This window comes from Flavobacterium sp. AK-345 (assembly GCF_058310175.1).
The window spans coordinates 60,162-83,977 of record NZ_JBZEER010000015.1 but is presented as its reverse complement, the minus strand read 5'-3'; the positions used below and the strand labels follow the sequence as shown (position 1 = coordinate 83,977).

Below are 23,816 nucleotides of genomic sequence, written 5' to 3'. Positions count from 1 at the left end.
TAAATCGAAACGCTTTTTTAAATTATTATTTATTGTTTTTTCAAAGTATTAATTTCATTGGCAGAAACTTTAATAACTGTTCCGTGGCGTGTTCCTTCGGGAAAACTAATTTGTTCCGAAATATCTTCCCAGCCATTTGAAGTTTCTTTTACAGCACCGTATTTCTTCAAAGTATACTTGTCAAAATAAACAATCCAGTTATTATCAATTTTAATTGCTGTTGGTCCTTCTGCCCAATAATTTCCTGTAATGGGTTCGCTTGCTTTGCTGTAAGGTCCCGTTAGGTTTTTGCTTCGGGCAATTTTGATATTCTTCTGTACCGGATTTCGGGTTTCATCTTTTAAAAACATCACAAATTCCTGATCTTGTTTTACAATCGTAGCATCTATTACATTAAATCCGGGTTCGTAAAGCAATTTTGTTTTAGAATACTTTTTAAAATCTTTAGTTGTTGTATAATAAATTCGGTGGTTGTATCCTTTTTCTTCTTCTGATTTTGTTTCGGGAAATTTTCCATCAATTGTTGATGCCCAATATATCATATAAGTTTTCGATTTTTCATCATAAGTAATCTCCGGCGCCCATGTATTTCGGGTTTTTTCTTCGTGAGACATTACAGGAATAAACTCTTGTTTCGACCAATGAATCAAATCTTTAGAAGAAGCATAACCAATTCCCTTATCTGTCCAGCTCACCGTCCAGACCATATGATATAGGCCATCGCCACCTTTAATCGCGCAGGGATCTCGCATCAGTTTATCTTTACCAACTTCGGGAGTCAAAAATGACGTATCGTTTTTTAAAGCAATCCATTTATAACCATCTTCGCTGTAGGCCAAATGCAATCCGTCTTCACCATTTCCTTTAAAATAAGTAAATAGATATCCGTCGGGAGTTTTATGCTGAGATTCCACCGGAATTGTCATCCAAAAACAAATAAAAAACAATACGGTTTTTAGATTTTTTAATGCGCTTGATTTCTTCATAAAAAATGATTTTCAAAGGTATTTTTCTTCATTAGTAAAAGTATAATTAATGGATAAAAATCCCATCCTGCAAAACCATTTTTGTTTAAAATTTAAATCATAAGCGTGTATTTTGTTGTGTAAATTTTTACAAATACAAAATAACTACCAATTTAGGTGATCGTATTTTTATTTGATAATTTTTTATAAATAAAAATATCATATCTATAATTAAAATATCATTTTGTTTTGATATTACTATTTTGTTTTGTTTGCTTTCTTGTTTATTGAAAATCAAGTAGTTGACGATTATTTTGGTTAAAAAAATCTTAATTATATGTTGTAATACATTGAAAACTAACAGGATACTACAGGATGGTAAGAAAATTACTTCTGGATAAATTTGAGTAGCTAACTATTAATTAACCAAATTAACTTTTATGAAAAACAAATTAAGTTTTCTGCTGGCGATAGCTTTGATTGCACTCCTTCATGCATCAGCTTTTGCACAGAACAAAGTAGTTAAAGGTACAATTACAGACGGAACCGGATTGCCTGTTCCGGGAGTTAATGTCCTCATTAAAGGAACCCCGAATGGCGTAAGTACAGATATGGATGGAAGTTATTCCATAAGTGTTGCATCGGGTGCTGTTCTTGTTTACAGTTTTATTGGTTTTAAAAAACAGGAAATCACTGTTGGAAATTCAAATGTTTACAATGTTGTCCTTAAGGAAGAGGATAATTCTCTCGAAGAAGTTGTTGTCGTTGGTTATGGTGTAAAAAAGAAAAAGGATCTTACGGGGTCGATTGTAAGTGTAGGAGCTGAGGAAATCGCTTCAAGGCCCGTTGTAAATGCGGTACAGGCAATGCAAGGAAAAGCAGCCGGAGTAGATATTACGACAAATGAGCGTCCGGGTACGGTTGGAACGGTTACTATTCGTGGAGCACGTTCTATTTCCGCATCCAATGCCCCGCTTTACGTGGTCGATGGTATTCCGTTAAATTCAAGATTAATTACCGATTCAAGTACAGGGAAAATTAGTGTGGATCCGAATTCAGGTGGAATCGATTTTTTGAATCCTACAGATATTGAAACGATTGATGTTTTAAAAGATGCTTCTGCGACTGCTATTTATGGTTCACGTGGTGCAAACGGAGTTATTATTGTAACGACAAAAAAAGGTAAAAACGGAAGATTTACTTTAAATTATGATACTTCGATCATGTTCGAAACCATTCATGAAAATGCACCCATGATGAATTCGGCAGAATATATCGAATTTCGCCGTTGGGGAAGGTATTATTCCAATCCCGGTGCTTTTCCAAAAGGAGATGCACCAACAATTGAAAATGACAAATTAATTTTTCTGGCTTCCGCCGATCCTTCTGCGTGGGCCAATATTGAAAAAGGATGGAAAGATGCCGACGGAAATTTAACCGCAACCTGGGATGGCTCAAAAGTAGGAACTACAGACTGGACAAAATTTGTAACCCGAACCGGAATTACACAACAGCATACCATTGGCGTAAGCGGCGGAACAGAAAAAATGAAAGCCTACGGTTCTTTTGGATATCTCAATAATACCGGAACATTAAAAGGGCAGGGCTACGTGCGTTATAGTGGTACAGCAAGTGTTGATATAACGCCAACAAAATGGTTCCAGATGGGAGTAAGTCTTAACACAAGTTATGGCGTTAATGAATACGGGCAATCAAATGTGGGTAGAACTGCCGTTACAACTACTACTGGAATTTATGCTACAGCCCGTACAAATCTTCCATATGCAGTTCCATATGACAATAACGGAGTACGAATTGATAATCCCGGAGGAGATTCTACAATAAGAACTCCTGTTGATGAAGATAAATATTCTCAGGATCAGCGTGTTTCATTACGTGCTTTTGGTAGTTTATATGCACAGTTGGATTTAGGTGCTTTTTCCTCTAAACTGGATGGTTTAAAATACCGAATTAATTTTGGTCCCGATATTACATCTTATCGTGATGGCGTTTATTTAGATGGGAAATCGGCCATTCGTTCCGGAACAAGTTTTGCTTCTTTATACAATGAAAGATCAATTTCGTACACGCTGGACAATCTGATTTTTTACAACAAAGCAGTAGGCAATCATAACTTCGGAGCTACTTTGTTAATGAGCCAGACAGAATATCACAATGAGCAAAGTTCAATGTCTGCGAATGATATAAAAAATCCTGCCAACAAATGGAATGCCTTAAATCCTGCTAATGTTACGCTTGCAGGTTATTCTTCCGGTTTAACCGATACAGGTTTGTTATCCTACATGGGAAGAGTGAATTACGGTTATGACGACAAATATTTGCTAACAGCTTCTGGTCGTTTTGATGGGGCTTCTCAATTAGCTCCAGACAAAAGATGGGCCTTTTTTCCGAGTGCTTCTGTAGCGTGGGTGATCAACAAAGAAAAATTTCTGGAAAATGTAACCTGGCTTAACCAATTAAAAATGAGAGTAGGTTATGGTGTTACCGGTAATGCTGCAGTTCCTGCATATGCAACTCAGCCGCCTTTAATAGGAATCGTTTATCCAAACGGATCCGGTGTTACTAATAATACTTCTTTTGGAAATTTGCAATTGGGCTGGGAGCAGACTTCGCAGTTTAATTACGGAATTGATTTTTCTATGTTTAATAACAGGATTTCAGGTGCTTTAGATTATTACACCAGTAAAACCACAGATTTGTTATTAAAAAGCAGTGTTCCTACTACTCTTGGTGTAAAAGATACTTATCAAAATGTTGGTGAAACAGAAGGAAACGGGGTCGAACTTACGTTGAATACTGTAAATGTAACTTTAAAAGATTTTGAATGGAGTTCTAATTTTAGCGGATCGTATCAGCAAAGTAAAATTGTATCGCTTCAAAATGGAAAATTTGATGATATCAACAACAATTTATTTATTGGAGAATCGCAAAATGTAATTTACGGTTTTGCTTCAAACGGAATATGGAAACCTGAAGATGCAGTAGAAATGGCAAAATTTAATACCGCAGCAGGTTCGAATATTTTTTCATTTGGAAATGCCAGACCTGTTGATCAAAATGGAGATTATAAAATTGATGCTAATAATGACCGTGTTATTATCGGTTCAAAAGATCCAAAATATATTGTGGGTTTAACCAATACTTTCGTGTACAAAAATGTCGAATTATCTTTCTTTGTTTACGGTCGAATGGGTTACTTGTATGATACTTTGGGAGAAAACGAAGGCGCAAAAGGCAGTCAGAGAGCCATTAATTATTACACAGATAACAATACAAATGCAGAGTATCAAAAACCAATTTATTCTGCTGGAACAGGAGATCCTTATTTTCCTGTTTTAGGCTATCGAAATGGAGCATTCTTAAAAATGAGAAACATTTCTTTAGGCTATCATTTTGATAAAGATTTAATACAAAAACTGGGAATTTCTAAAATGAAATTATACTGTCAGGCGACAAATCCGGGAATGATTTTCTCCAAAGTTAAATGGACAGATCTGGATACGCAGACAACAGCTTCAAACAGAGGTGTGACTTTAGGTTTAAATGTAGAATTCTAATTAAACTAAAAAAATCATTATGAAAAATTATAAAAAACAATATATCAGTTTGATGCTTGTTACTGTTTTACTTTTAAGCAGTTCATGCAACAAAGATTTTCTTGACGAAGAATTAACTACAGCATATACTCAGGATTATTATAAAACCGAAGCCGGAATTCAGGCTTTGGCAATTGGAACTTATTATCAGGTATTTGCTGCAGAATTTGCAACAGAAATTCCGCTTACGGCAACAGAATCAGGAACAGATGAATTTCATGCGGGAGGAGATCCATCCAATTGGATCTGGAATTCGTATTCTTCAGGATTTAAGGCATTTGTAACTGTTTCTAATGCCAATACAGTTGCTGCAAATACCAATTGGGATAATTTATATATCGGAATCGGGAATGCCAATCAACTAATAGAATCAGCAACAGCAATTGCATCAACCAACGATGCAATTAAAAAAACAGCTTTAGGCGAAGGCTATTTTTTAAGAGCTTTTAATTATTTAAAATTAGTAAATCAATATGGAGGTGTTCCTTTAAAATTAACCACAAGTTCTACAGTTGAATTAGAATTTACCAGAGCAACCCCACAACAAGTTTTAGAACAGGTAATTGCAGATTTTACACAAGCTTATAATTTATTGAGTAATGCAGGGGCCCCGGCAAAAATTACAAAAGATGCCGCAGCACATTATTTGGCAAAAGCCTATTTAACACGTGCCAGTGAAATAAATGATACCTGGAATTCGGCCACAAAACTCACAGATTTACAGCAAGTGGTAACTTTATCAGATGAAGTAATTGCACATCATCCATTGGCTTCAAATTTTGGGGAGTTATGGAATTATACTGTTGCAGATGGAGCAAATGAAAAACTTCCGGAGTTAATTTTATCAGCCCAATTTAATGCCAGTACATTAACTACAGGAGGAAATCAGCAGCATTTGCATTTTCTTTCAACTTATGATCAGCTTCCGCAAATGCGACGTAATCTAGCCGGAGGAAGACCTTTTAGCCGTTTAGCGCCAACTTATTTTGTATATGATGTTTATGATCATGTAAACGATTCCCGTTTCTGGAAAAGTTTTCAAACTAAAAGCATTGTCAACAACAAATCCGGAACTTACTATAATAATGGTGATTTAGGAATCATGTATATCGTTAATAATGCAGGTGATACCCGTTTTGCAAAAACTAAAAATACAGATGCCATAGTTGATGTAAAAACCGGAAAAACAGTTCCGAGTGTTTATGTAGCCTATGCCGCAGACAATATTGGTTTGATGGCCGATGTAAGATTTCCGTCTTTAAGCAAACATTTAGATGGAAACAGAATCGATTTGAGTAATACAAAAGGCTCGCGTGATATTATTTTAGCGCGTTCTGCAGAAACCTATTTGCAGGCAGCAGAGGCAAAAATACGTTTGGCACAAATAGGCGGCGCTACATTTTCGGATGCATTACCTTATATCAACGCCGTAAGAACTCGTGCCCAATACAAAGCGGGAGAAAATCGTGCTGCTTATACAGATGGTTCTGCAGCCTATACAACGACAGGTCAGGCAGGAATTCCGATTTCTTTTGTTCCTGAAAATTCGTATTATGAGTCAAATAACATTCCTGTTTCAACAGCTGCAACAAGTTTGGCAATTACCAGTATTGGAGCTTTGCCTTTAGAAGATCAGGCGGTAATTTTAAAATTAGGATATGCAGGTGATTATGACCGAATGCTGTGTTTAATCTTAAACGAACGCACCAGAGAACTTTGTGGAGAATTTCACCGTTGGGAAGATTTAAGCAGAACCAAAACTTTGATAGCCAGAGCAAAAGCCTACAATATTGAAGCGAATCCAAATATTCAGGATTTCCATCAACTGCGTCCTATTCCGCAAACTTTCCTTGATGGAGTTTATGCAAACGGAAGACCGTTGACCGCCTCAGAAAAAGATGCCATGCAGAACCCTGGATACTAGATTTATTGAACACGAATTTCAAACACGAATTTCACGAATTTTCACAAATTATGGTTTGTGAAATAATTTCACAAGCAAAGTTACCAAACAGATTTGTGCTAATTAGTGAAATTAGTGTTGATTTCTAATTAATACTATTCAAACACGAATTTCACGAATTGTCACGAATTACTAGTTTGTGAAATTAATTTAACCATCTAGATTTGTGTAAATTAATGAAATTCGTGTTTGTTTTAATAACTTCACAATACATTAGAATATGCAAAACAACGCAACAATTCGAAATGCTTTTAAAATGAAATTAAAGCCTGGTTTTGAAGCAGAATATAAAAAAAGGCATGACGAAATTTGGCCGGAATTGGTAAAACTACTTTCAGAAACGGGAATTCAGGATTATAGTATTTTTTTAGATGAAGAAACCCTGATACTTTTTGCAGTCCAGAAAATTAGCCCCGATTTTGATCAGAAGTATTTGCCCAATCATCCAATAGTAAAAACGTGGTGGGTCTATATGGCTGATATTATGGAAACCAACCCGGATAATTCGCCAGTTGCCGTTTCATTAAAAGAAGTTTTCCATTTAGATTAAATAATCATTAAAAAAGGTTTTTTCAACCTTGTAGGTATGCTAATATATTTAAACCTACAAGGTTGAAAAAACTTTGCAGGATAATCTAAAAAAATGAAACTAGAAGTCAATTTATTAATAATCGAACTCAGGTTTTTAACCAACTACAATTATGAAGTATAAACCAGCCAAAATAATAACAGTATTCACTTTCGGAATATGTTTTTCTATAAATGCCCAAACAAACGACGTAACTACGCCATTGCATTTAATGCAGCCCGATTATGTAACGCCGTATGCAATTCCTGAAAAAAACAATATCGAAAATGTATTGAATAGAGTTTATGTTTTTCTCGAAGAAAATACAGCTTCAAAAGTTATAAATGCCAGTGATAATTCAGAAATAAAAGATTTTAAAAAAGTAAAAGGAAAAATCAAATTTGCACCCGGAGCATTTCGATTAACAAGTTATGAATGGGGTGTAACCTATGCAGGAATGCTTTTAGCAGCCGAAGCAACCGGAAACAAACAATATTCAGATTATACAAATAGGCGTATAAAACTCATTGCAGATGTCGCAGAAAATTATAAAACGGAAAACCTAAAAGATTCTCCCGTACATACCGTTTTAAATCCAAGAGCTTTAGACGATGTGGGTGCTTTGTGTGTCGCATTTATAAAAGCCAAAAAAGCAGGAACTAATGCCAATGTCGATCCTGTAATCAATAATTTTATTCAATACATAAGCGAGAAGGAATTTCGCTTAAAAGACGGAACACTCGCCAGAAACCGTCCGCAGGACAACACACTTTGGTTAGATGATATGTTTATGAGCGTACCCGCGCTTGCGCAAATGGGCAGTTATACAGGCGATGTAAAATATTACGACGATGCCGTAAAGCAGGTCAATCAGTTTTCTCAAAGAATGTTCAATTCTCAAAAAGGAATTTATATGCATGGCTGGGTAGAATCTATGCAGGTTCATCCTGAGTTTCATTGGGCCAGAGCCAATGGCTGGGCAGTGATGACAATGGTAGAATTATTAGAAGTTTTACCAAAAAATCATCCCGGATATCCGCAGGTTTTAGCACAGCTTCAAAAACACATTGCAGGTTTATTGCAATATCAGGACGGAACCGGTTTTTGGCATCAATTATTAGATAGAAATGATACCTACTTAGAAACTTCGGCGACAGCCATATACACTTACGCCATTGCCAGAGCCATTAATCGTGGTTATGTCGACAAACTTGCTTACACGACCGCAGTTGTTCTAGCGTGGAATGCAGTAGCTTCAAAAGTAAATGCAAAAGGTCAGGTAGAAGGAACCTGCGTAGGAACCGGAATGGGTTTTGATCCTGCATTTTATTATTACCGTCCCGTAAATTTATATGCGGCCCACGGTTACGGTCCCGTTTTATTAGCCGGAGCCGAAATGATTTTGCTTTTGAAAAACACGCAGTTTGAAATTAATGATAGTTCAATACAGGTTTTGCCGCAAAGGCACTAAGGCGCAAAGGTTATTTTTAAATAATGATTTTAGAGATATGTTTTGTTATTGAAGAAAGTTCCGGAGGAACGATTTATATTGTAGCCAGGGATTTTAATCCCTGGAAAACGAAATAAAATAACACACAAAACTTGTAAACAAAAGTTTAAAAAAACCTTTGTGCCTTAGTGCCTTCGTGGCAAAAAACCTTCGAGCCTTATTCTCTAAAATCAAACCACAAGTTCATTTTAATCCCATCATCGCCGCTTTTAATACGAATATTAGTTGGCTGACTTTGTGGTCCTTGTTGTTCTAGAGGTTTAAAATCCCGCATCGCAGGAATTTCATACATAAACGAAATATCACCATCTGGAAATGGCGGTTGCGGATAACTTCCCTGAAAACCATTTTTAGGTAAATCAGGTGTAAATAACCTTAGGAATAAATTATCAGATTCGCTGAAAAATTTAAACGATGAGGTTCCCGCTTTTAAATTAGCGGCCAGAACATTAGCATGATACCCTTTAAATTCAGGATAAACCAAATTCTCGAAACTTTCGCCCGTTATTGTATTGTTATAGGCTTTTTCCCAAATGCCGTATGTTGTTCCTTTAATTCGGTTTTTCCAGACGTGATACGGACCTCTTCCAAACCATTTAATGCCTGTAACTTCTTTTTCAGGAAAACTAAATGTGATTCCGAAAGCGCTGATTTTATCTTCAAAAAAAGCACCGTCAAAACCTTCACCTCCAGACGCATTTTTCAAAGCAATTAATTCCATTTTGAATCTTCCGTCAGGTTCCATAATCCATTTAATGGAAGATAAACCACCGGAATAATTTACGGTACAAATGGCTTTTTCACCTTCTTGCGAAACCTGAATGTCTTTTAGTTTAGCTTTCATTCCAATTGGTCGCGGGCCATTTGTAAGCGGAATTGTTGCCGTTTTATTTTTTATAGAAGAGATTTCTCCCGTCAAAGCATCCAAAATAATCGTGACATCATTTCCTTTTAAAATGATTTCATTTCCTGTTTTTATAACCGTTGCTTTTGTTTTGGTATTTTGAACCGCCAAAAATTTAGCAGCATAATATTTTGCTTTGTGAATGGGCCATGTCCAGGTATAAATTTCTTTATTGAATTGATCAAAAGCAGAGATAGACAAAACATCGCCATCAGCAAAAGTTTTAGGAACAGCAAATTGTATTTTACGCGTTTCACCCGGATCAATACTTGGAATTTCGATTTTTCCGGAACCAATTTCCTTTGAAGTTCCATCCGTATAAAGAATATTTTTTTCTGATTTTAATATTTTAAATTCCATTTTGCAGGAATTCAAATTGCTAAAAAGATAATCATTAGAAATTAAAAACGAACCGTCAAAAGCTGATGTAACCTGTTTTGGCAGAAACTGAATCGGCGCCCAGACTTCTTTTACCGTATAATAACTGCCTTCTCTTTCACGATGAGGTCCAAGAATTCCATCCGCGGCAAGCGAACCTTTCGAATCAAATTTTACATCTCCTGTCCAGTCAGAGCGTTTTACGGCTTCGTCGAGCATCGCCCACATAAATCCTCCGGCAAATAGCGGACTTTCTTTATACCGATTCCAAAAATCTTCCAGAGCCGCTCCGTGACCATTGTCGTAAGTTCCGTGCATAAATTCCGTTGGAAAAAATACATTTTCACCCCCATTAAAACGATGCATCCCAGTCAAATAAGTCGGGTAGTGGTGGGTGTCCCAACCATTAAAATCAGCCCACGGATGAATCACAATTCTTTTCTGCGGATCATTTTCGGTAAAAACTTTGTCGACATCATAATTCCAGCCACCTTCATTACCATTATCCCAAATAATTACCGATGGATGATTGACATCTCGTGTCACCATTTCCGTCACTAATTTAGTTCCCGTTTCCGTATCATAAGAATTTTGCCAGCCCGCTAATTCATTCAAAACAAAAAGCCCAAGAGAATCACAAACTTCCAGAAAATGTTCGTCTGGAGGATAATGCCCGCGAACCGCATTCATATTCATATCCTTTAATAATTTTCCGTCTAATTCACTGATTCGCTTGCTCGTACTTCTTCCGCCTTCCGGCCAAAAAGAATGACGGTTAATTCCTTTCATTATTATTTTTGTTCCGTTTACATAAATCCCGTCTTGTTTTTTAAATTCTAAAGTTCTAAAACCAATGCGTTTATTATATTGATGAAGCACAGTTTGGTTTTGTTTTAAAACAAGTTGTAAATCATATAAATTAGGATTTTCCGGATTCCACGGTTTAATGTTTTTCCATTTTGCAGATATGGATTCTCTTATAGTTTTCGCTTTAAGCGGAAAAGTAAAAGTTTCGAAATTTTCGTCCTTTAAACCTTTCAGCGTCGCTTCCAAAACCGTGTTTTTCGGAATGTTTTTCAAATTCAGATCAACCGTAATTGAACCGTCCATTTTCGGATTAACCGCAATATGTTCAATATGAGTTTTAGGAGAAACTTCGAGCCAAACCGGACGATAAATTCCACCAAAAAGCCACCAATCTGCACGACGTTCTGCCGCGTTAACTGATTTATTGGCAGAATGTTTCCAAACATGAACTTCTAAAATATTTTTAGAGCCAAATTTCAATAAAGACGAAATATCATATTTAAATTCATAAAATCCACCCTGATGAATCGCTCCGGCCAGTTTTCCGTTGATTTTTACTTCTGTATCCGTCATCGCGCCACCAAAGGTAATTACGACATCTTTATCTTTATAATTTGCCGGAATTTCAAATTCATATTTATATAAACCTTCTTCTTTACTGGGCTCTTTTTGGTTTAGTTCTTTGTACCAGCGACCATACGTATATTCGCCAAAACCTTCTAATTCCCATTGCGACGGAACATTTATTTTAGACCATTTCTGGCTGTTATTTCCGCCCGTACAATAAAAATCCCATTGTACAGGATGCTCAAAATCTTTTCCCGAAAGGTAAATTTTATCCGTTTGCTGAGCGATTGAGGTTTGACTTAAAACAAGTGAAAACGTAGCAAGAACAATATTTTTAAATGTATTTTTTAGCAGCATAATAGTTTTATTATTTGATAGTTAATTACCATCTGGTTTAGTGATTTCAAAGCGGTTACTCATAGGTAAAGTCCAGCTTGAAATGTAATTTGGTTTTTTAGGATTGTAATTTGAAATTTCTTTTTTGATATTTTTTTTCAAAGGAATATCAAGTTCTCGAATTCCTTGAAGCACGCAAAGCGCAATTTCGTTTGCTCCAAAACTATTAAAGTGTGTATTGTCATCCAACGCTTTTTCCTGTCCCGGAAAAGTATTGGCGGGATATTGTACAAAAGCTTTTCTGGAAACTTCATCGCCCCAGGTTTCGTAAAGTTCAGTCGTTAATTTTGTAATGTCAATAAGCGCAACATTATTTTTTTGAGCCACAGCGCGCATGGCGGCAGGAAAATCGCCGTGTGTTTCTTTTAAAGTTCCATTTTCATTAAAAAACCGACGTTGTGTAGGTGTTACCAAAACCGGAATCGCACCTTTCTCTTTTGCAGCGTGAACAAATTCAGTCAATAAATCAGAATAAGATTCCCACGCACCATTTCCTGCGCCTTTTATTTTTTCGTCGTTATGACCAAATTCCACAAACAAATAATCGCCTTTTTTTATTTGTAAAAGGATCTTTTTCAATCGGTTTGAATTTTTAAAAGAACTCAAAGAAGAACCTGAATATGCATAATTTGCGACAACAATATTTGTGTCAAAATAATTCGTAACAAATTGACCCCACGAAGCCCAAGGCTCAACATCCTGATCGGTAACCGTAGAATCTCCCGCCAGATAAACAACAGTCAGATTATCTTTTAAAGTAATTTTTATACTTTGAATCGAAACTTCACCCAAAAATTCAAGCGTGAGTTTATTATCCCAATCGAAAATGTCTTTTTCGCGATCTTTTAATGTAATGTTTTGATTGTCATCTATTTTGGGAGTTCTGATATTAACATTAAAAATCTTTGTAACCGATTTTCCTTTTTTAATGTCAAGCTGATTGAGCATTAATCTTCTCGATTCTGCTTTTATAGTGATGTTTGATTCTTTTTCGGAATTTCCCATAACAACTTCCACCTCATAATTTCCTTCGGGAAGTTTCACAGAAAAGTAAGTTGGTTTTTTTGTTGAAAAAGAATTGGGATCCATTTTGATGTTTGAAACCGTATTAAAATCAAAGCCATACCCCATATTTGGATCGTAAACCAAAGCAGTATTGATTATGGTTCCTTTTGAGTTTTTTACAGAAGTTCCAAAATCAAACCATACAGATTTTCTGTTTTTAATAGTATCATTCAAATTGCCATTCGAAGACGCAGCAAAGACAAAAGTCCAGGAAAAAAAACAAAGAAATAAGGTTGTGATTTTTGCCACTTTTGTAAAATTTTAATGGGTTTGTTATTCAAATCTAATCGTTCATTTTTGATAAAGTATCCTGTACTATGATGTTAAATTAAGAATGTGATAATTATTAAATATGTTAAAATGAAATCGATTGTTTGAAAAAATAATAAATTTTTATTGATTATAAAAGGATAGTGCAGGATGGTTTTGTTTTTGGTATTTTCTTACTTTACTTAGATGAATGCGTTTTTGATTTTGTTGAATATTTTTTGAATAAATCCATTAAAAAACTACTTATCATGAAGAAAATACTATTTGTTTCTGCTCTTTTAGTTTCGCTTATTTTTTTGTCATTTAAGAAAAATCAATCAGGCGTAACGCTAAAAGAAGTTGTTGTAAAAGCTCCTTTTGAGATGCCGGCAATTAAAATTCCGGATTTCAGTAATTGCAAAGAATATTCGATTGTAGATTTCGGAGCTATAAAAGGAAATAAGGACAAAATATCTGATGCCATAAATAAAGCGATCACAAAAGCAAATAAAGCTGGAGGCGGAATTGTCGTGATTCCTGAAGGCGAATGGATTACGAAAAAAATCCATTTTAAGAGCAATGTTAACCTTCATTTAAAGAAAGGAGCGGTTTTACTTTTCTCAGAAGATCCAAATGATTATTTGCCTGCCGTTTCTTCGACTTGGGAAGGATATGAATGTTATAATTATTCGCCGTTGGTTTATGCGTACCAATGTAAAAATATTGCCATTACGGGAGAAGGCGAATTAAAGGCAAAAATGGATATCTGGAAAGAATGGTTTAAACGACCAAAAGGGCACATGGAAAGTTTAAAACGATTGTATTATTTGGCTTCTTACAACAAACCTTTGAAAGAACGCCAAATGGTAAACGATTCGGCGCATTTTCGACCTCAGTTTATTCAGTTCAATCGCTGTGAGAATATTGTAATGGATGGCGTTACAATTACCAATAGTCCGTTTTGGACGATTCATCCTTTTTTATCTAAAGATGTTGTCCTGAGAAATCTAAAAGTTTACGCACACGGACATAACAATGACGGCGTTGATCCTGAAATGAGCCAGAATGTACTAATTGAAAATTGTGTTTTTGATCAGGGTGATGATGCAATTGCCATAAAATCTGGAAGTAATCAGGATGCGTGGCGACTGAACACGCCTTCAAAAAACGTTGTCATGCGAAATTGTATCGTTAAAAACGGACATCAATTGGTAGCCATTGGAAGCGAACTTTCCGGCGGAATAGAAAATGTTTTCATCGATAATTGCACTGTCGTGGATGGCGCAAAACTGAATCATCTTCTTTTCATCAAAACGAATGAACGCCGCGGCGGATATGTCAACAATATTTATATGAGTAACATTACATGCGGTAAAATCGACGAAGGAATTCTGGGAATTGAGACGGATGTGATGTATCAATGGAGAAATTTAGTGCCCACAATCGAACGAAAATTGACGCCAATAAAAAATGTCTATCTGGAAAATATAAAAGCAACAAACGTAAAGTTTATTTCAAGAATTTTAGGGCAAAAAGAACTTCCGGTTGAGAATGTTTTTCTTAAGAATATTAAGGCTGAGAATGTTTCAGGAGAAAAGGATATTCATGAAAATGTGGTGAATTTTGAAAGGAAGGATTGATTCTATCATATCGTATTTTATACACATAGCCCACGGTTTCAACCGTGGGAGACGTATTGTAAAACGCATTGTTTTTTAAAGATTTCAATCATGTAATTGGAATACACATTGTATGAACATATTGCGCTCCAACGGTTGAAACCGTTGGCTATGTTTAAAATTGGTGAGATTTTTTATTTTAAATCGAATTCCTGTCAATAAAATTAAACGGAACCTTCACCGAACCTTTTTCTTTATTCAAAATCATTCGCGCAGCAGTTTCCCCCATAACATTAAAATCGGTCGACATTACAGTAATTCCCAAAAGTTCTTTTAATGGAGTGTCGTTATAAGAGATTACGCCAATATCTTTTCCTAAAACATATTCTTCATCGCGAATTTGTTTCATAAGGTTAACAAGATCAGATTCTTCAATAGTAATAAAAAGATCGCCTTTTTTTAGCACCATATCGTCATAAACCTCGCTTAGGATTTCAAAATTGATTTCGTGTTCGACACAAAACTTTTTGAAACCGTGTAAAATTCTGCGCGGATAAGGATAAACCGCTTTTTCAGGATAAACCAGAATTAATTTTTTATATTTAGATATTTTGGCAAGACCTTCTTTTAAGGCATTGTAAATATCATTTTCAAAATCCTGATAAATTTTGATAATTTCGCCTTCCGTTGTCAGTTTTATGTTATCCATAATAACCAATTTATCCTGCGGAATTTTCTGAATCGCTTTTACAACTTCATCAGTAAAACTTAAGTGTTTTAATTCATCGGTTTTAAAATGCGTAGTAATAACATAATAGTCGTAAACACCTTCAAACTTGTCCAGTAAATTCAGGAATAATGTTTCATCGCAATGGTAAATATGCAAATCGGTATGGGCATTTGCACCCACAGTATTGATGAAAGAGTTGTACGTTTTCATTTTGTACGCACTCAGTTTATTAAATAGAAACAAAATATTAACCTTAGATTCCAGCTTGGTTCGGGTAATATAATAGCCTTTTCCCCGAATAGATGAAATAATTTTTCGTTCTTTTAAAATATTATAAGCCTTCTCAACTGTATCTCTCGACATATAAAATTCTTCACTAAAGCTGTTTATAGAAGGAATTTTTTGATTTATTTTTAGATTTCCGTTGGCAATATTTTGCAGAATCGAGTCTACAATTTGTTTGTATTTTGGAACTCTTGAATCTTCATCTATTTTAATAAGTTTGATCATGGGGCTTGTAATTGCAAATTACGCTCGTTTAATAAAACGCAATTCTAAATTATATTTTTTGTAAATAGTTTTAAATTAATCTGTTACCTTGTTTTGTTAGTGTTTCAATTAAAAGGAGACATTAAATTTAAGGAACTTAATTCTTAATCTGATTTTTTATTTATTAAATAAGTATCATTTTAATAATTGCGAAATCGATTGCTAAAATAGAAATTTTAAATTTATTTTTTCAATATAATCAGACTCTTCTTTACAATACCTCTCTGTTTTAACATATAATATAAAGGATAGTACAGGATAGTTTTGTTTTTTACATTTTCTTATTTTACCAAACGAGATTAACTATCACAATAACCACAAACAAATTAATAAATGGAATCATTATTAGGAATCATTTTTCACTCCATTGGAGGTTTTTCTTCAGGGAGTTTTTACATGCCATTCAAGAAAGTTAAAAATTGGGCTTGGGAAAGCTACTGGCTCGTAGGAGGTTTTTTCTCCTGGCTTATCGTTCCGCCAATTGCAGCTTATTTAACGATTCCGAATTTTGTTGATATTATTGCTGCAGCTTCGCCTACAATCAAAGCCTTTACTTTTTCTATGGGATTGATTTGGGGAATTGGTGGATTAACATACGGTTTAGGCGTTCGCTACTTAGGAATGTCGCTAGGAAATTCTATCGTATTAGGTTTTTGTTCCGCTTTTGGAGCTTTAGTGCCTTCTGTTTATTATAATTTTTATCCAACTGAAGGAAAAATTTCCTTTACGGATATGTTACAAAGCACTGGCGGACAGCTCGTGTTGCTTGGCGTTGTGGTTTGCCTTATCGGAATTGCTATTTCCGGGAAAGCAGGAATCTTAAAAGAAAAAGATTTTGCCGTTGGACATGAAGATAAAGACAAAGATTTTAATCTTACAAAAGGACTTATTATCGCTGTAATATCTGGTATTTTAAGCTCTTTTTTCAATTACGGAATCGAAGCCGGAAAACCAATGGCAGAAGCGGCTGTAGTTTCAGGCTGTAACCCTTTATTTCAAAATAATGTAACCTATATCGTTCTTCTTTGGGGCGGACTTACAACGAATTTTATTTGGTGTATGTATCTGAATTTCAAGAATAAAACCTTTGGAGATTATACCAATAAATCAACTCCAATTACTAAAAATATCCTTTTTTCTGCACTTGCCGGAACAATGTGGTTTTTGCAATTTTTCTTCTATGGAATGGGCGAAAGCAAATTAGGAAACGGAGCTAGTTCATGGATTCTGCACATGGCGACGATTATCCTGACAGCCAATTTCTGGGGATTTTATCTGAAAGAATGGAAAGGAGTTTCCAAAAAAACATTCAATACTTTTTTATGGGGAATTGGATTGATCATGCTTTCGATAGTATTGGTCGGAATTGGAAATTCATTATAAAATAAAAGACATACAACCAACCAATACATTTATATAATGTCAAATATAATAAAAACACCAAATATGAATTTTAAGCACGTAAGCTACCTTTGGGATGAGGCCAAAGCAGCAGCCTTGGCAGGGGATGAAGTAGCGCTTTTCATTTATCGTTCTAATTTACTTGGAGCCGATTTAAGATTGACCAATTACGGAGGAGGAAATACTTCGGTAAAAATCACCGACAAAGATCCCTTGACTGGTGAAAACTCAGAAGTAATGTGGATCAAAGGCTCTGGAGGAGATATTGGAACACTTACAAAATCAGGCTGTGCGGCATTGTATTTAGACAGACTTCGTAATCTGGAAAACGTTTACCGAGGCATCGAATTTGAAGATGAAATGGTGGAACTTTTCAATCATTGTATTTTTGATTTGGCTTCAAAAGCACCGTCAATTGACACACCTTTACACGGATTTTTACCATTCAAACATATCGACCATTTGCATCCCGATGCAGCCATTGCCATCGCGGCGGCCAAAGACGGAGCAAAAATCACCGAAGAATTATTCGACGGGGAAATTGGCTGGGTAGGCTGGCAGCGTCCGGGTTTTGATCTTGGTTTACAATTGAGATCTTGCCTTGAAGAAGCAGAAAAAAAAGGAAAAAAATTAAGAGGAATCATGCTGGGTTCTCACGGACTTTTTACCTGGGGTGAAACTTCATATGAAAGTTACATCAACACGCTTGAAGTAATCGAGAAATGTGCGACTTACCTTGAGAACAACTACGGAAAAAAACGTCCTGTTTTTGGAGGACAAAAAATACAAAGTTTACCCGAAAACGAACGTAAACTAAAAGCAGCAAAAGTTGCTCCAATCTTAAGAGGATTCTGCTCGTCAGAACGTCAAATGATTGGACATTATACTGATGATGCAAGGGTTTTGGAATTCATCAACTCAAATGATTTAGAGAAATTGGCTCCGCTTGGAACTTCTTGTCCGGATCACTTTTTGAGAACCAAAATAAGTCCATTGGTTTTGGAACTCGATCCAAACGAAGATTTATCAAATGTAAACGCTATCAAAGCAAAATTACAGCCTGCTTTTGAAGCTTACAGAGCGATGTACAAGGATTATTTTAACACCTGCAAAAAATCAAATTCACCAGCAATGCGTGACCCAAATCCTGTGGTAATTTTATATCCGGGAGTTGGAATGTTCACTTTTGCAAAGGATAAAACAATGGCACGTTTGGCATCAGAATATTATGTGAATGCAGTAAATGTTATGAAAGGTGCAGAAGCAGTTTCAGAATATACGTCACTTCCACATCAGGAAGCTTTTGATATCGAATATTGGTTATTGGAAGAAGCAAAATTACAGCGTATGCCAAAACCAAAAGCACTTTCTGGAAGAGTTGCCCTTATCACAGGTTCTGCCGGAGGAATAGGAAAAGCAATCGCCAAAAAGTTTGCTCAGGAAGGCGCTTGTGTAATCATCAACGACATTAACGAAGAAAGATTAAGTGAAGCTACAGCAGATTTTATAAAAACCTTCGGAAAAGATGCTGTTTCAAGTACATTATTAAATGTAACCAACGAAAGCAGTACAGAAAAAGCATTAGACGAAGCTTGTTTGGCTTTTGGTGGAGTTGATATCGTGGTAAACAATGCCGGAATCAGCATTTCAAAATCAATTGCAGAACACACGCTTGAAGAATGGGACAGATTATATGATATTCTGGTAAAAGGACAATTTATAGTTTCAAAAGCCGGAATCGAAGTAATGCGTAAACAAGGATTTGGCGGAGATATTGTAAACATTGTTTCCAAGAATGCCGTTGTAGCAGGACCAAACAATCCGGGTTACGGATCGGCAAAAGCAGCCCAGGCACACTTAACGCGCCTTATGGCAGCAGAACTTGGTGCTGATAAAATCCGTGTGAATACGGTAAATCCTGACGCTGTAATTTCAGACTCAAACATTTGGTCTGGAGGATGGGCAGAAGGACGAGCCAAAGCGTATGGTATTACGGTAGAAGAATTACCGGCATATTATGCCAAACGCACTTTATTAAATGAAATCATATTGCCTGATGATATTGCCAATGCGTGTTTTGCTTTTGTTGGCGGTTTACTGGATAAATCGACAGGAAACGCACTAAACGTAGACGGCGGGGTATCAATGGGTTTCTATAGATAAAAATAGTTTTTTTTAAGTTTGTTTAAGCAAAAGTGGTTTTTTGTGATCTAACGTTCGATGATTTCGAATGTTAGGTTTTTAAAATATAAAAGAATTTTAAACAAACAAATTAGCTTCAAAATAGTATAGTAAAACAGGAATTCAATTTATATATTTATCAATTGAAATTCCATTAAAGAGAAAAAATATGTTAATTGGATCAAACAAAATAGACTCGCATAATGATGAGTTATTAAAAAAACATCAAAATAAATTTGCATTTACAACTTCAGAAATTGGTGATGCAGAAGCGATTATTAAAAAATTAATCGAATTCCAAATTGCAATTCCATCTTGGGCATTGGGAACCGGAGGAACAAGATTCGGGCGTTTTGCAGGGGGCGGAGAACCACGTTCGATCGAAGAAAAAATAGAAGATGTAGGTTTGCTTCATGCTTTAAATAAAGCTTCGGGAGCGATTTCATTGCATATTCCGTGGGATATTCCACAGGATTATCAGGCAATCAAAAACTTAGCCGGACAACACGGATTAAAGTTTGATGCCATGAACTCGAATACTTTTCAGGATCAGGCCAATCAGGAACATACCTATAAATTCGGTTCCTTACAAAACGTAAACAAAGCGGTTCGTAAACAAGCGATCGCCCACAATATTGAAGTTATCAAACACGGGATTGAATTAGGATCAGAATCGTTAACCGTTTGGTTAGCAGATGGATCTTCTTTTCCGGGACAATTAAACTTCCGTAAAGCATACCAAAATACATTAGAAAGTTTAGAAGAAATCTACGACGCATTGCCTTCCAACTGGAAATTATTTTTAGAATACAAATGTGCAGAGCCTAATTTTTATTCTACAACAGTTGCAGATTGGGGACAATCGTATTCTTATGTAAAAAAATTAGGAGACAAAGCACAGACATTAGTCGATTTAGGACATCATTTGCCAAATGCCAATATCGAGCAAATTGTTTCTTTATTATTGATGGAAAATAAATTGGGTGGTTTTCACTTTAACGATTCAAAATATGGCGACGACGATTTAACAGCGGGAGCTTTAAAACCTTACCAATTATTCTTGATTTTTAATGAATTAGTAGAAGGAATGGATGCCAGAGGAATGAATCACGCCAAAGATTTAGGCTGGATGATCGATGCTTCTCACAACATAAAAGATCCTTTAGAAGATTTATTGCAATCTGTAGAAGCGATTATGATTGCTTATGCTCAGGCACTTTTGGTTGACAGAAAAGCATTAGAAATTGCTCAGAATGAGAACGATGTGGTAAAAGCGCAGGAAATTTTGCAAAACGCTTTCCGTACCGATGTTCGCGCTTTGGTTGCCGAAGCCCGTTTGCGTTCAGGAGCTGCATTAAACCCTGTAACATTATACCGCAGTCTTGATGTTAGAAAAAATCTAATTGGAGAAAGAGGATTAAAAACGATGGCAACAGGATTATAATTATAAGTTATGAATTATGAGTTATTCGTTAACTAGGACAAAATCATAATTCTTTAACTCACAATTTATAATTCATAACTCAAAATTAAAATAATGAATGTAGTTGCAATTTTTGATATTGGTAAAACCAACAAAAAGGTATTTTTATTTAATGAAAATTATAAAATTGTCTGGGAAAAATCAGTAAATCTCGATGAAACAGTTGATGAAGACGGTTTTCCCTGCGAAGATATTGAAGTCCTTAAAAACTGGATTCTTGATCGATTATCAGAAATTAAAGAACTCAGTAATTACACTCTTAAAGCAATAAATTTTAGCACTTACGGAGCCAGTTTTGTTTATATTGATGGCAAAGGTGAAGTTTTAACGCCTTTGTATAATTATCTGAAAGATTATCCAAAAGAGCTAAAAGACAATTTTTATACTAAATATAAAGGAGAAGAAGTTTTTGCTGTAAAAACAGCTTCTCCAGTTTTAGGAAGTCTGAATTCCGGAATGCAGATTTACAGGCTAAAAGAAGAAAATCCGGAATTGTTTGAAAAAGTAGAATATTGTTTACATCTTCCGCAATATTTGAGTTTTCTTTTAACCGGAGAAGCTTACACCGATATTACAAGCATTGGATGCCATACTAATCTTTGGAATTTTAAAAAGATGAAGTATCACAAATGGCTTAAAAATGAAGGGATTAAAGAGAAACTTCCGCCAATTCATCCGGGAAAAGACATTATTAAAAAAGAAAATGGTATCGCTGTCGGGATTGGTTTGCATGACAGTTCATCGGCAATTATTCCGTACACTATTAATTTTACAGAACCTTTTGTTTTATTATCAACGGGTACGTGGAGTATTTCATTGAATCCGTTTAATAATAAGCCTTTAACGTTTGAAGAACTTCAAAACGATTGTTTATGTTATATGCAATACACCGAAAAACCGGTAAAAGCAGCGCGATTGTTTTCGGGCAACGAACATGAAATTCAGGCCAAAAGATTGGCAGAACATTTCAATGTGCCGTTTGATTCTTTCAAGGATATTTATTTTGATAAAAAGATCGTTTCGAATTTAAGAGCTTTAAATTTTCAAATCGTTTATCCCAGGAAATATGATTTTGATATTCTAAAAGAATGTCCGTTTCAAAAAAGAGATTTAAATACCTTTAAAAATTACGATATTGCATATCATCAATTAATGCTTGATTTGGTCGAACAACAGTTTTTTTCAACTAATTTAGTCATTCGTAATAGTCCTGTAAAAAAGATTTTTGTAGATGGAGGTTTTAGCAAAAATTCTATTTTTATGAATTTACTGGCAGAAGCTTTCCCGGATGTAGAAGTGTATGCGGCATCAATGGCGCAGGCAAGCGCTTTGGGCGCGGCATTGGCAATTCATCAAAACTGGAATCCAAAACCAATTCAAAATGATTTGATTGATTTGAAGTTTTATAAGCACTAGATTTGGAATTAAAAATTTAGAATTAAAAATTAAAAATCTGTTTGGTTTGAGGTAGAATAAATGCCACAGATTAAAGGATTAAAAGATTTTGTTTCACGCAGATTTGGCAGATTGAGCAGATTTTTTTTATTATAATTATTGAAGGTAGTTTGTCATTTCGATCCCGAGGCTTCGGGAGAGAAATCTTCGCAAGTAACTCTACAAAGTGATATGAAGGCTCTTTACAAAAGTTCCGGCGGAACGATTCATTTTGCAGCAACGGATTTTAATCCGTTGAAAGAAAAGATTAAAATAAAAAATCTGCTCAATCTGCAAAATCTGCGTGAAAAAATATTTACACACATAGCTTATGTGTTTAAAAAATAATGAAAAAGAATATGAAAATCGGATTATTTATACCGTGTTATGTCGATCAGTTTTACCCAAAAGTAGCGATTGCAACCTATGAGCTTTTGCAGAAATTGGGCTGTGAAGTTCATTTCCCGATGGGGCAAACCTGTTGCGGACAGCCGATGGCAAACAGCGGATATCAATATTTAACCAAAGGCTGTGATGCCAATTTTATAGCCAATTTTGCTGGTTTTGATTATATCGTTTGTCCGTCTGGAAGTTGTGTTTTGCATGTAAAAGAACATTTGCATGATGATAAACAAGAAGAATTAGCGGCTGAAATGCGTAAAAAAGTATTCGAATTAACGGAATTTATTACCGATATTTTGAAAGTAGATCATATCAACGGAAATTTTCCATTTAGAGTAGGAATGCATGCAAGCTGTCACGGTCAGCGTGGATTAAAGCTTTCGCAGATGACGGAATTAAACGCGCCATTTTTCTCTAAACCCGAACAATTACTAAGCAAAATCAACGGACTTGATTTGGTTTCTTTATCCAGAAAAGATGAATGTTGTGGCTTTGGCGGAACATTTTGCGTAACCGAAGAAGCTGTTTCTGTAAAAATGGGACAAGACCGAATCAAAGATCATGAAAATCATCAGGTTGACTATATTACAGGTGGAGATATGTCGTGCTTAATGCATTTAGAAGGAATCCTGAAAAGACAAAAAAGCAGCATAAAAACCATTCATATTGCCGAAATATTAAATTCGTTTGAAAACTAAGTGATTTTAAAATTAAAGCTTAATTTTCTTTTACCATTAAGAGATTAAGTTCATAAAGCTAGGCTTAAATTACTTAATGTCTTAATGGTTAAATAAACAAGGAAAGTGATTTTTAAAATTAAAGCTTAATTCTCTTTAACCATTAAGATATTAAGTTCATAAAGCTAGGCTTAAATTACTTAATATCTTAATGGTTAAATAAACAAGGAAAGTGATTTTTAAAATTAAAGCTTAATTTTCTTTTTACCATTAAGAGATTAAGCTCATAAAGTTTTGCCTTAAATAACTTAATATCTTTGGTTAAATAAAAAAGGCAAGCTAGGCTTAAAT

The 23,816-nt window shown here is 35.2% G+C and carries 14 protein-coding genes; 10 read left to right on the top strand and 4 right to left on the bottom strand.

Annotated elements, in window-relative coordinates; genetic code table 11:
• Positions 1–29: 29 nt before the first annotated feature.
• Entirely contained in the window at positions 30–986 is a 957-nt protein-coding gene (locus AC4FQ3_RS20545; protein ID WP_491183099.1) for a glycoside hydrolase family 43 protein, read from the bottom strand.
• 419 nt (positions 987–1,405) lie between these two features.
• Here AC4FQ3_RS20545 and AC4FQ3_RS20540 point away from each other — a divergent pair, with 419 nt between their 5' ends.
• The 4 genes from AC4FQ3_RS20540 to AC4FQ3_RS20525 all read left to right on the top strand — a co-directional run bounded on the left by AC4FQ3_RS20540 (position 1,406) and on the right by AC4FQ3_RS20525 (position 8,584).
• Positions 1,406–4,543 (top strand): SusC/RagA family TonB-linked outer membrane protein, encoded by a 3,138-nt coding sequence (locus AC4FQ3_RS20540; RefSeq protein ID WP_491183098.1) that lies wholly within the window; start codon positions 1,406–1,408, stop codon positions 4,541–4,543.
• 19 nt (positions 4,544–4,562) lie between these two features.
• The gene (locus tag AC4FQ3_RS20535) at positions 4,563–6,506 is read left to right on the top strand and encodes a RagB/SusD family nutrient uptake outer membrane protein (protein ID WP_491183097.1); all 1,944 of its coding nucleotides are present in this window, start codon (positions 4,563–4,565) and stop codon (positions 6,504–6,506) included.
• Positions 6,507–6,765: 259 nt separating this feature from the next.
• Complete coding sequence (gene rhaM / locus AC4FQ3_RS20530) at positions 6,766–7,095, top strand: L-rhamnose mutarotase (protein ID WP_491183096.1); 330 nt, start codon at positions 6,766–6,768, stop codon at positions 7,093–7,095.
• 151 nt (positions 7,096–7,246) lie between these two features.
• The gene (locus tag AC4FQ3_RS20525) at positions 7,247–8,584 is read left to right on the top strand and encodes a glycoside hydrolase family 88/105 protein (protein ID WP_491183095.1); all 1,338 of its coding nucleotides are present in this window, start codon (positions 7,247–7,249) and stop codon (positions 8,582–8,584) included.
• A gap of 196 nt (positions 8,585–8,780) precedes the next feature.
• On the opposite strand, the gene AC4FQ3_RS20520 is transcribed toward AC4FQ3_RS20525, so the two are convergent.
• Together AC4FQ3_RS20520 and AC4FQ3_RS20515 are read right to left on the bottom strand one after the other, a co-directional pair.
• Positions 8,781–11,636: a glycoside hydrolase family 2 protein gene (locus AC4FQ3_RS20520; RefSeq protein WP_491183094.1), complete on the bottom strand. Its 2,856-nt coding sequence runs from the start codon at positions 11,634–11,636 to the stop codon at positions 8,781–8,783.
• A 21-nt stretch (positions 11,637–11,657) separates the two neighbouring features.
• A complete protein-coding gene (locus AC4FQ3_RS20515) occupies positions 11,658–12,989 on the bottom strand; it encodes a rhamnogalacturonan acetylesterase (protein WP_491183093.1) in 1,332 nt (443 codons plus the stop codon).
• A 269-nt stretch (positions 12,990–13,258) separates the two neighbouring features.
• Between AC4FQ3_RS20515 and AC4FQ3_RS20510 the strand changes: the two genes are divergently transcribed.
• Positions 13,259–14,629 (top strand): glycoside hydrolase family 28 protein, encoded by a 1,371-nt coding sequence (locus AC4FQ3_RS20510; protein ID WP_491183092.1) that lies wholly within the window; start codon positions 13,259–13,261, stop codon positions 14,627–14,629.
• A 178-nt stretch (positions 14,630–14,807) separates the two neighbouring features.
• Here AC4FQ3_RS20510 and AC4FQ3_RS20505 read toward each other — a convergent pair whose 3' ends face one another.
• The gene (locus AC4FQ3_RS20505; protein WP_491183091.1) at positions 14,808–15,848 is read right to left on the bottom strand and encodes a GntR family transcriptional regulator; all 1,041 of its coding nucleotides are present in this window, start codon (positions 15,846–15,848) and stop codon (positions 14,808–14,810) included.
• A gap of 372 nt (positions 15,849–16,220) precedes the next feature.
• Between AC4FQ3_RS20505 and rhaT the strand changes: the two genes are divergently transcribed.
• The 5 genes from rhaT (at position 16,221) to AC4FQ3_RS20480 (ending at position 23,486) form a co-directional block, all read left to right on the top strand.
• Positions 16,221–17,270, top strand: coding sequence for an L-rhamnose/proton symporter RhaT (rhaT, locus tag AC4FQ3_RS20500; protein WP_491183090.1), 1,050 nt, complete (start codon positions 16,221–16,223; stop codon positions 17,268–17,270).
• A gap of 36 nt (positions 17,271–17,306) precedes the next feature.
• Positions 17,307–19,451, top strand: coding sequence for a bifunctional aldolase/short-chain dehydrogenase (locus AC4FQ3_RS20495; protein ID WP_491183089.1), 2,145 nt, complete (start codon positions 17,307–17,309; stop codon positions 19,449–19,451).
• A 187-nt stretch (positions 19,452–19,638) separates the two neighbouring features.
• Positions 19,639–20,913 carry a sugar isomerase gene (locus AC4FQ3_RS20490; protein WP_491183088.1) on the top strand — a complete coding sequence of 425 codons (1,275 nt, stop codon included), beginning with the start codon at positions 19,639–19,641 and terminating at the stop codon, positions 20,911–20,913.
• Between the two features lie 93 nt (positions 20,914–21,006).
• Positions 21,007–22,368, top strand: a complete 1,362-nt coding sequence (locus AC4FQ3_RS20485) for an FGGY-family carbohydrate kinase (protein ID WP_491183087.1) — start codon at positions 21,007–21,009, stop codon at positions 22,366–22,368.
• Positions 22,369–22,745: 377 nt separating this feature from the next.
• Complete coding sequence (locus AC4FQ3_RS20480; RefSeq protein ID WP_042566539.1) at positions 22,746–23,486, top strand: (Fe-S)-binding protein; 741 nt, start codon at positions 22,746–22,748, stop codon at positions 23,484–23,486.
• The last annotated feature ends 330 nt before the right edge of the window (positions 23,487–23,816 follow it).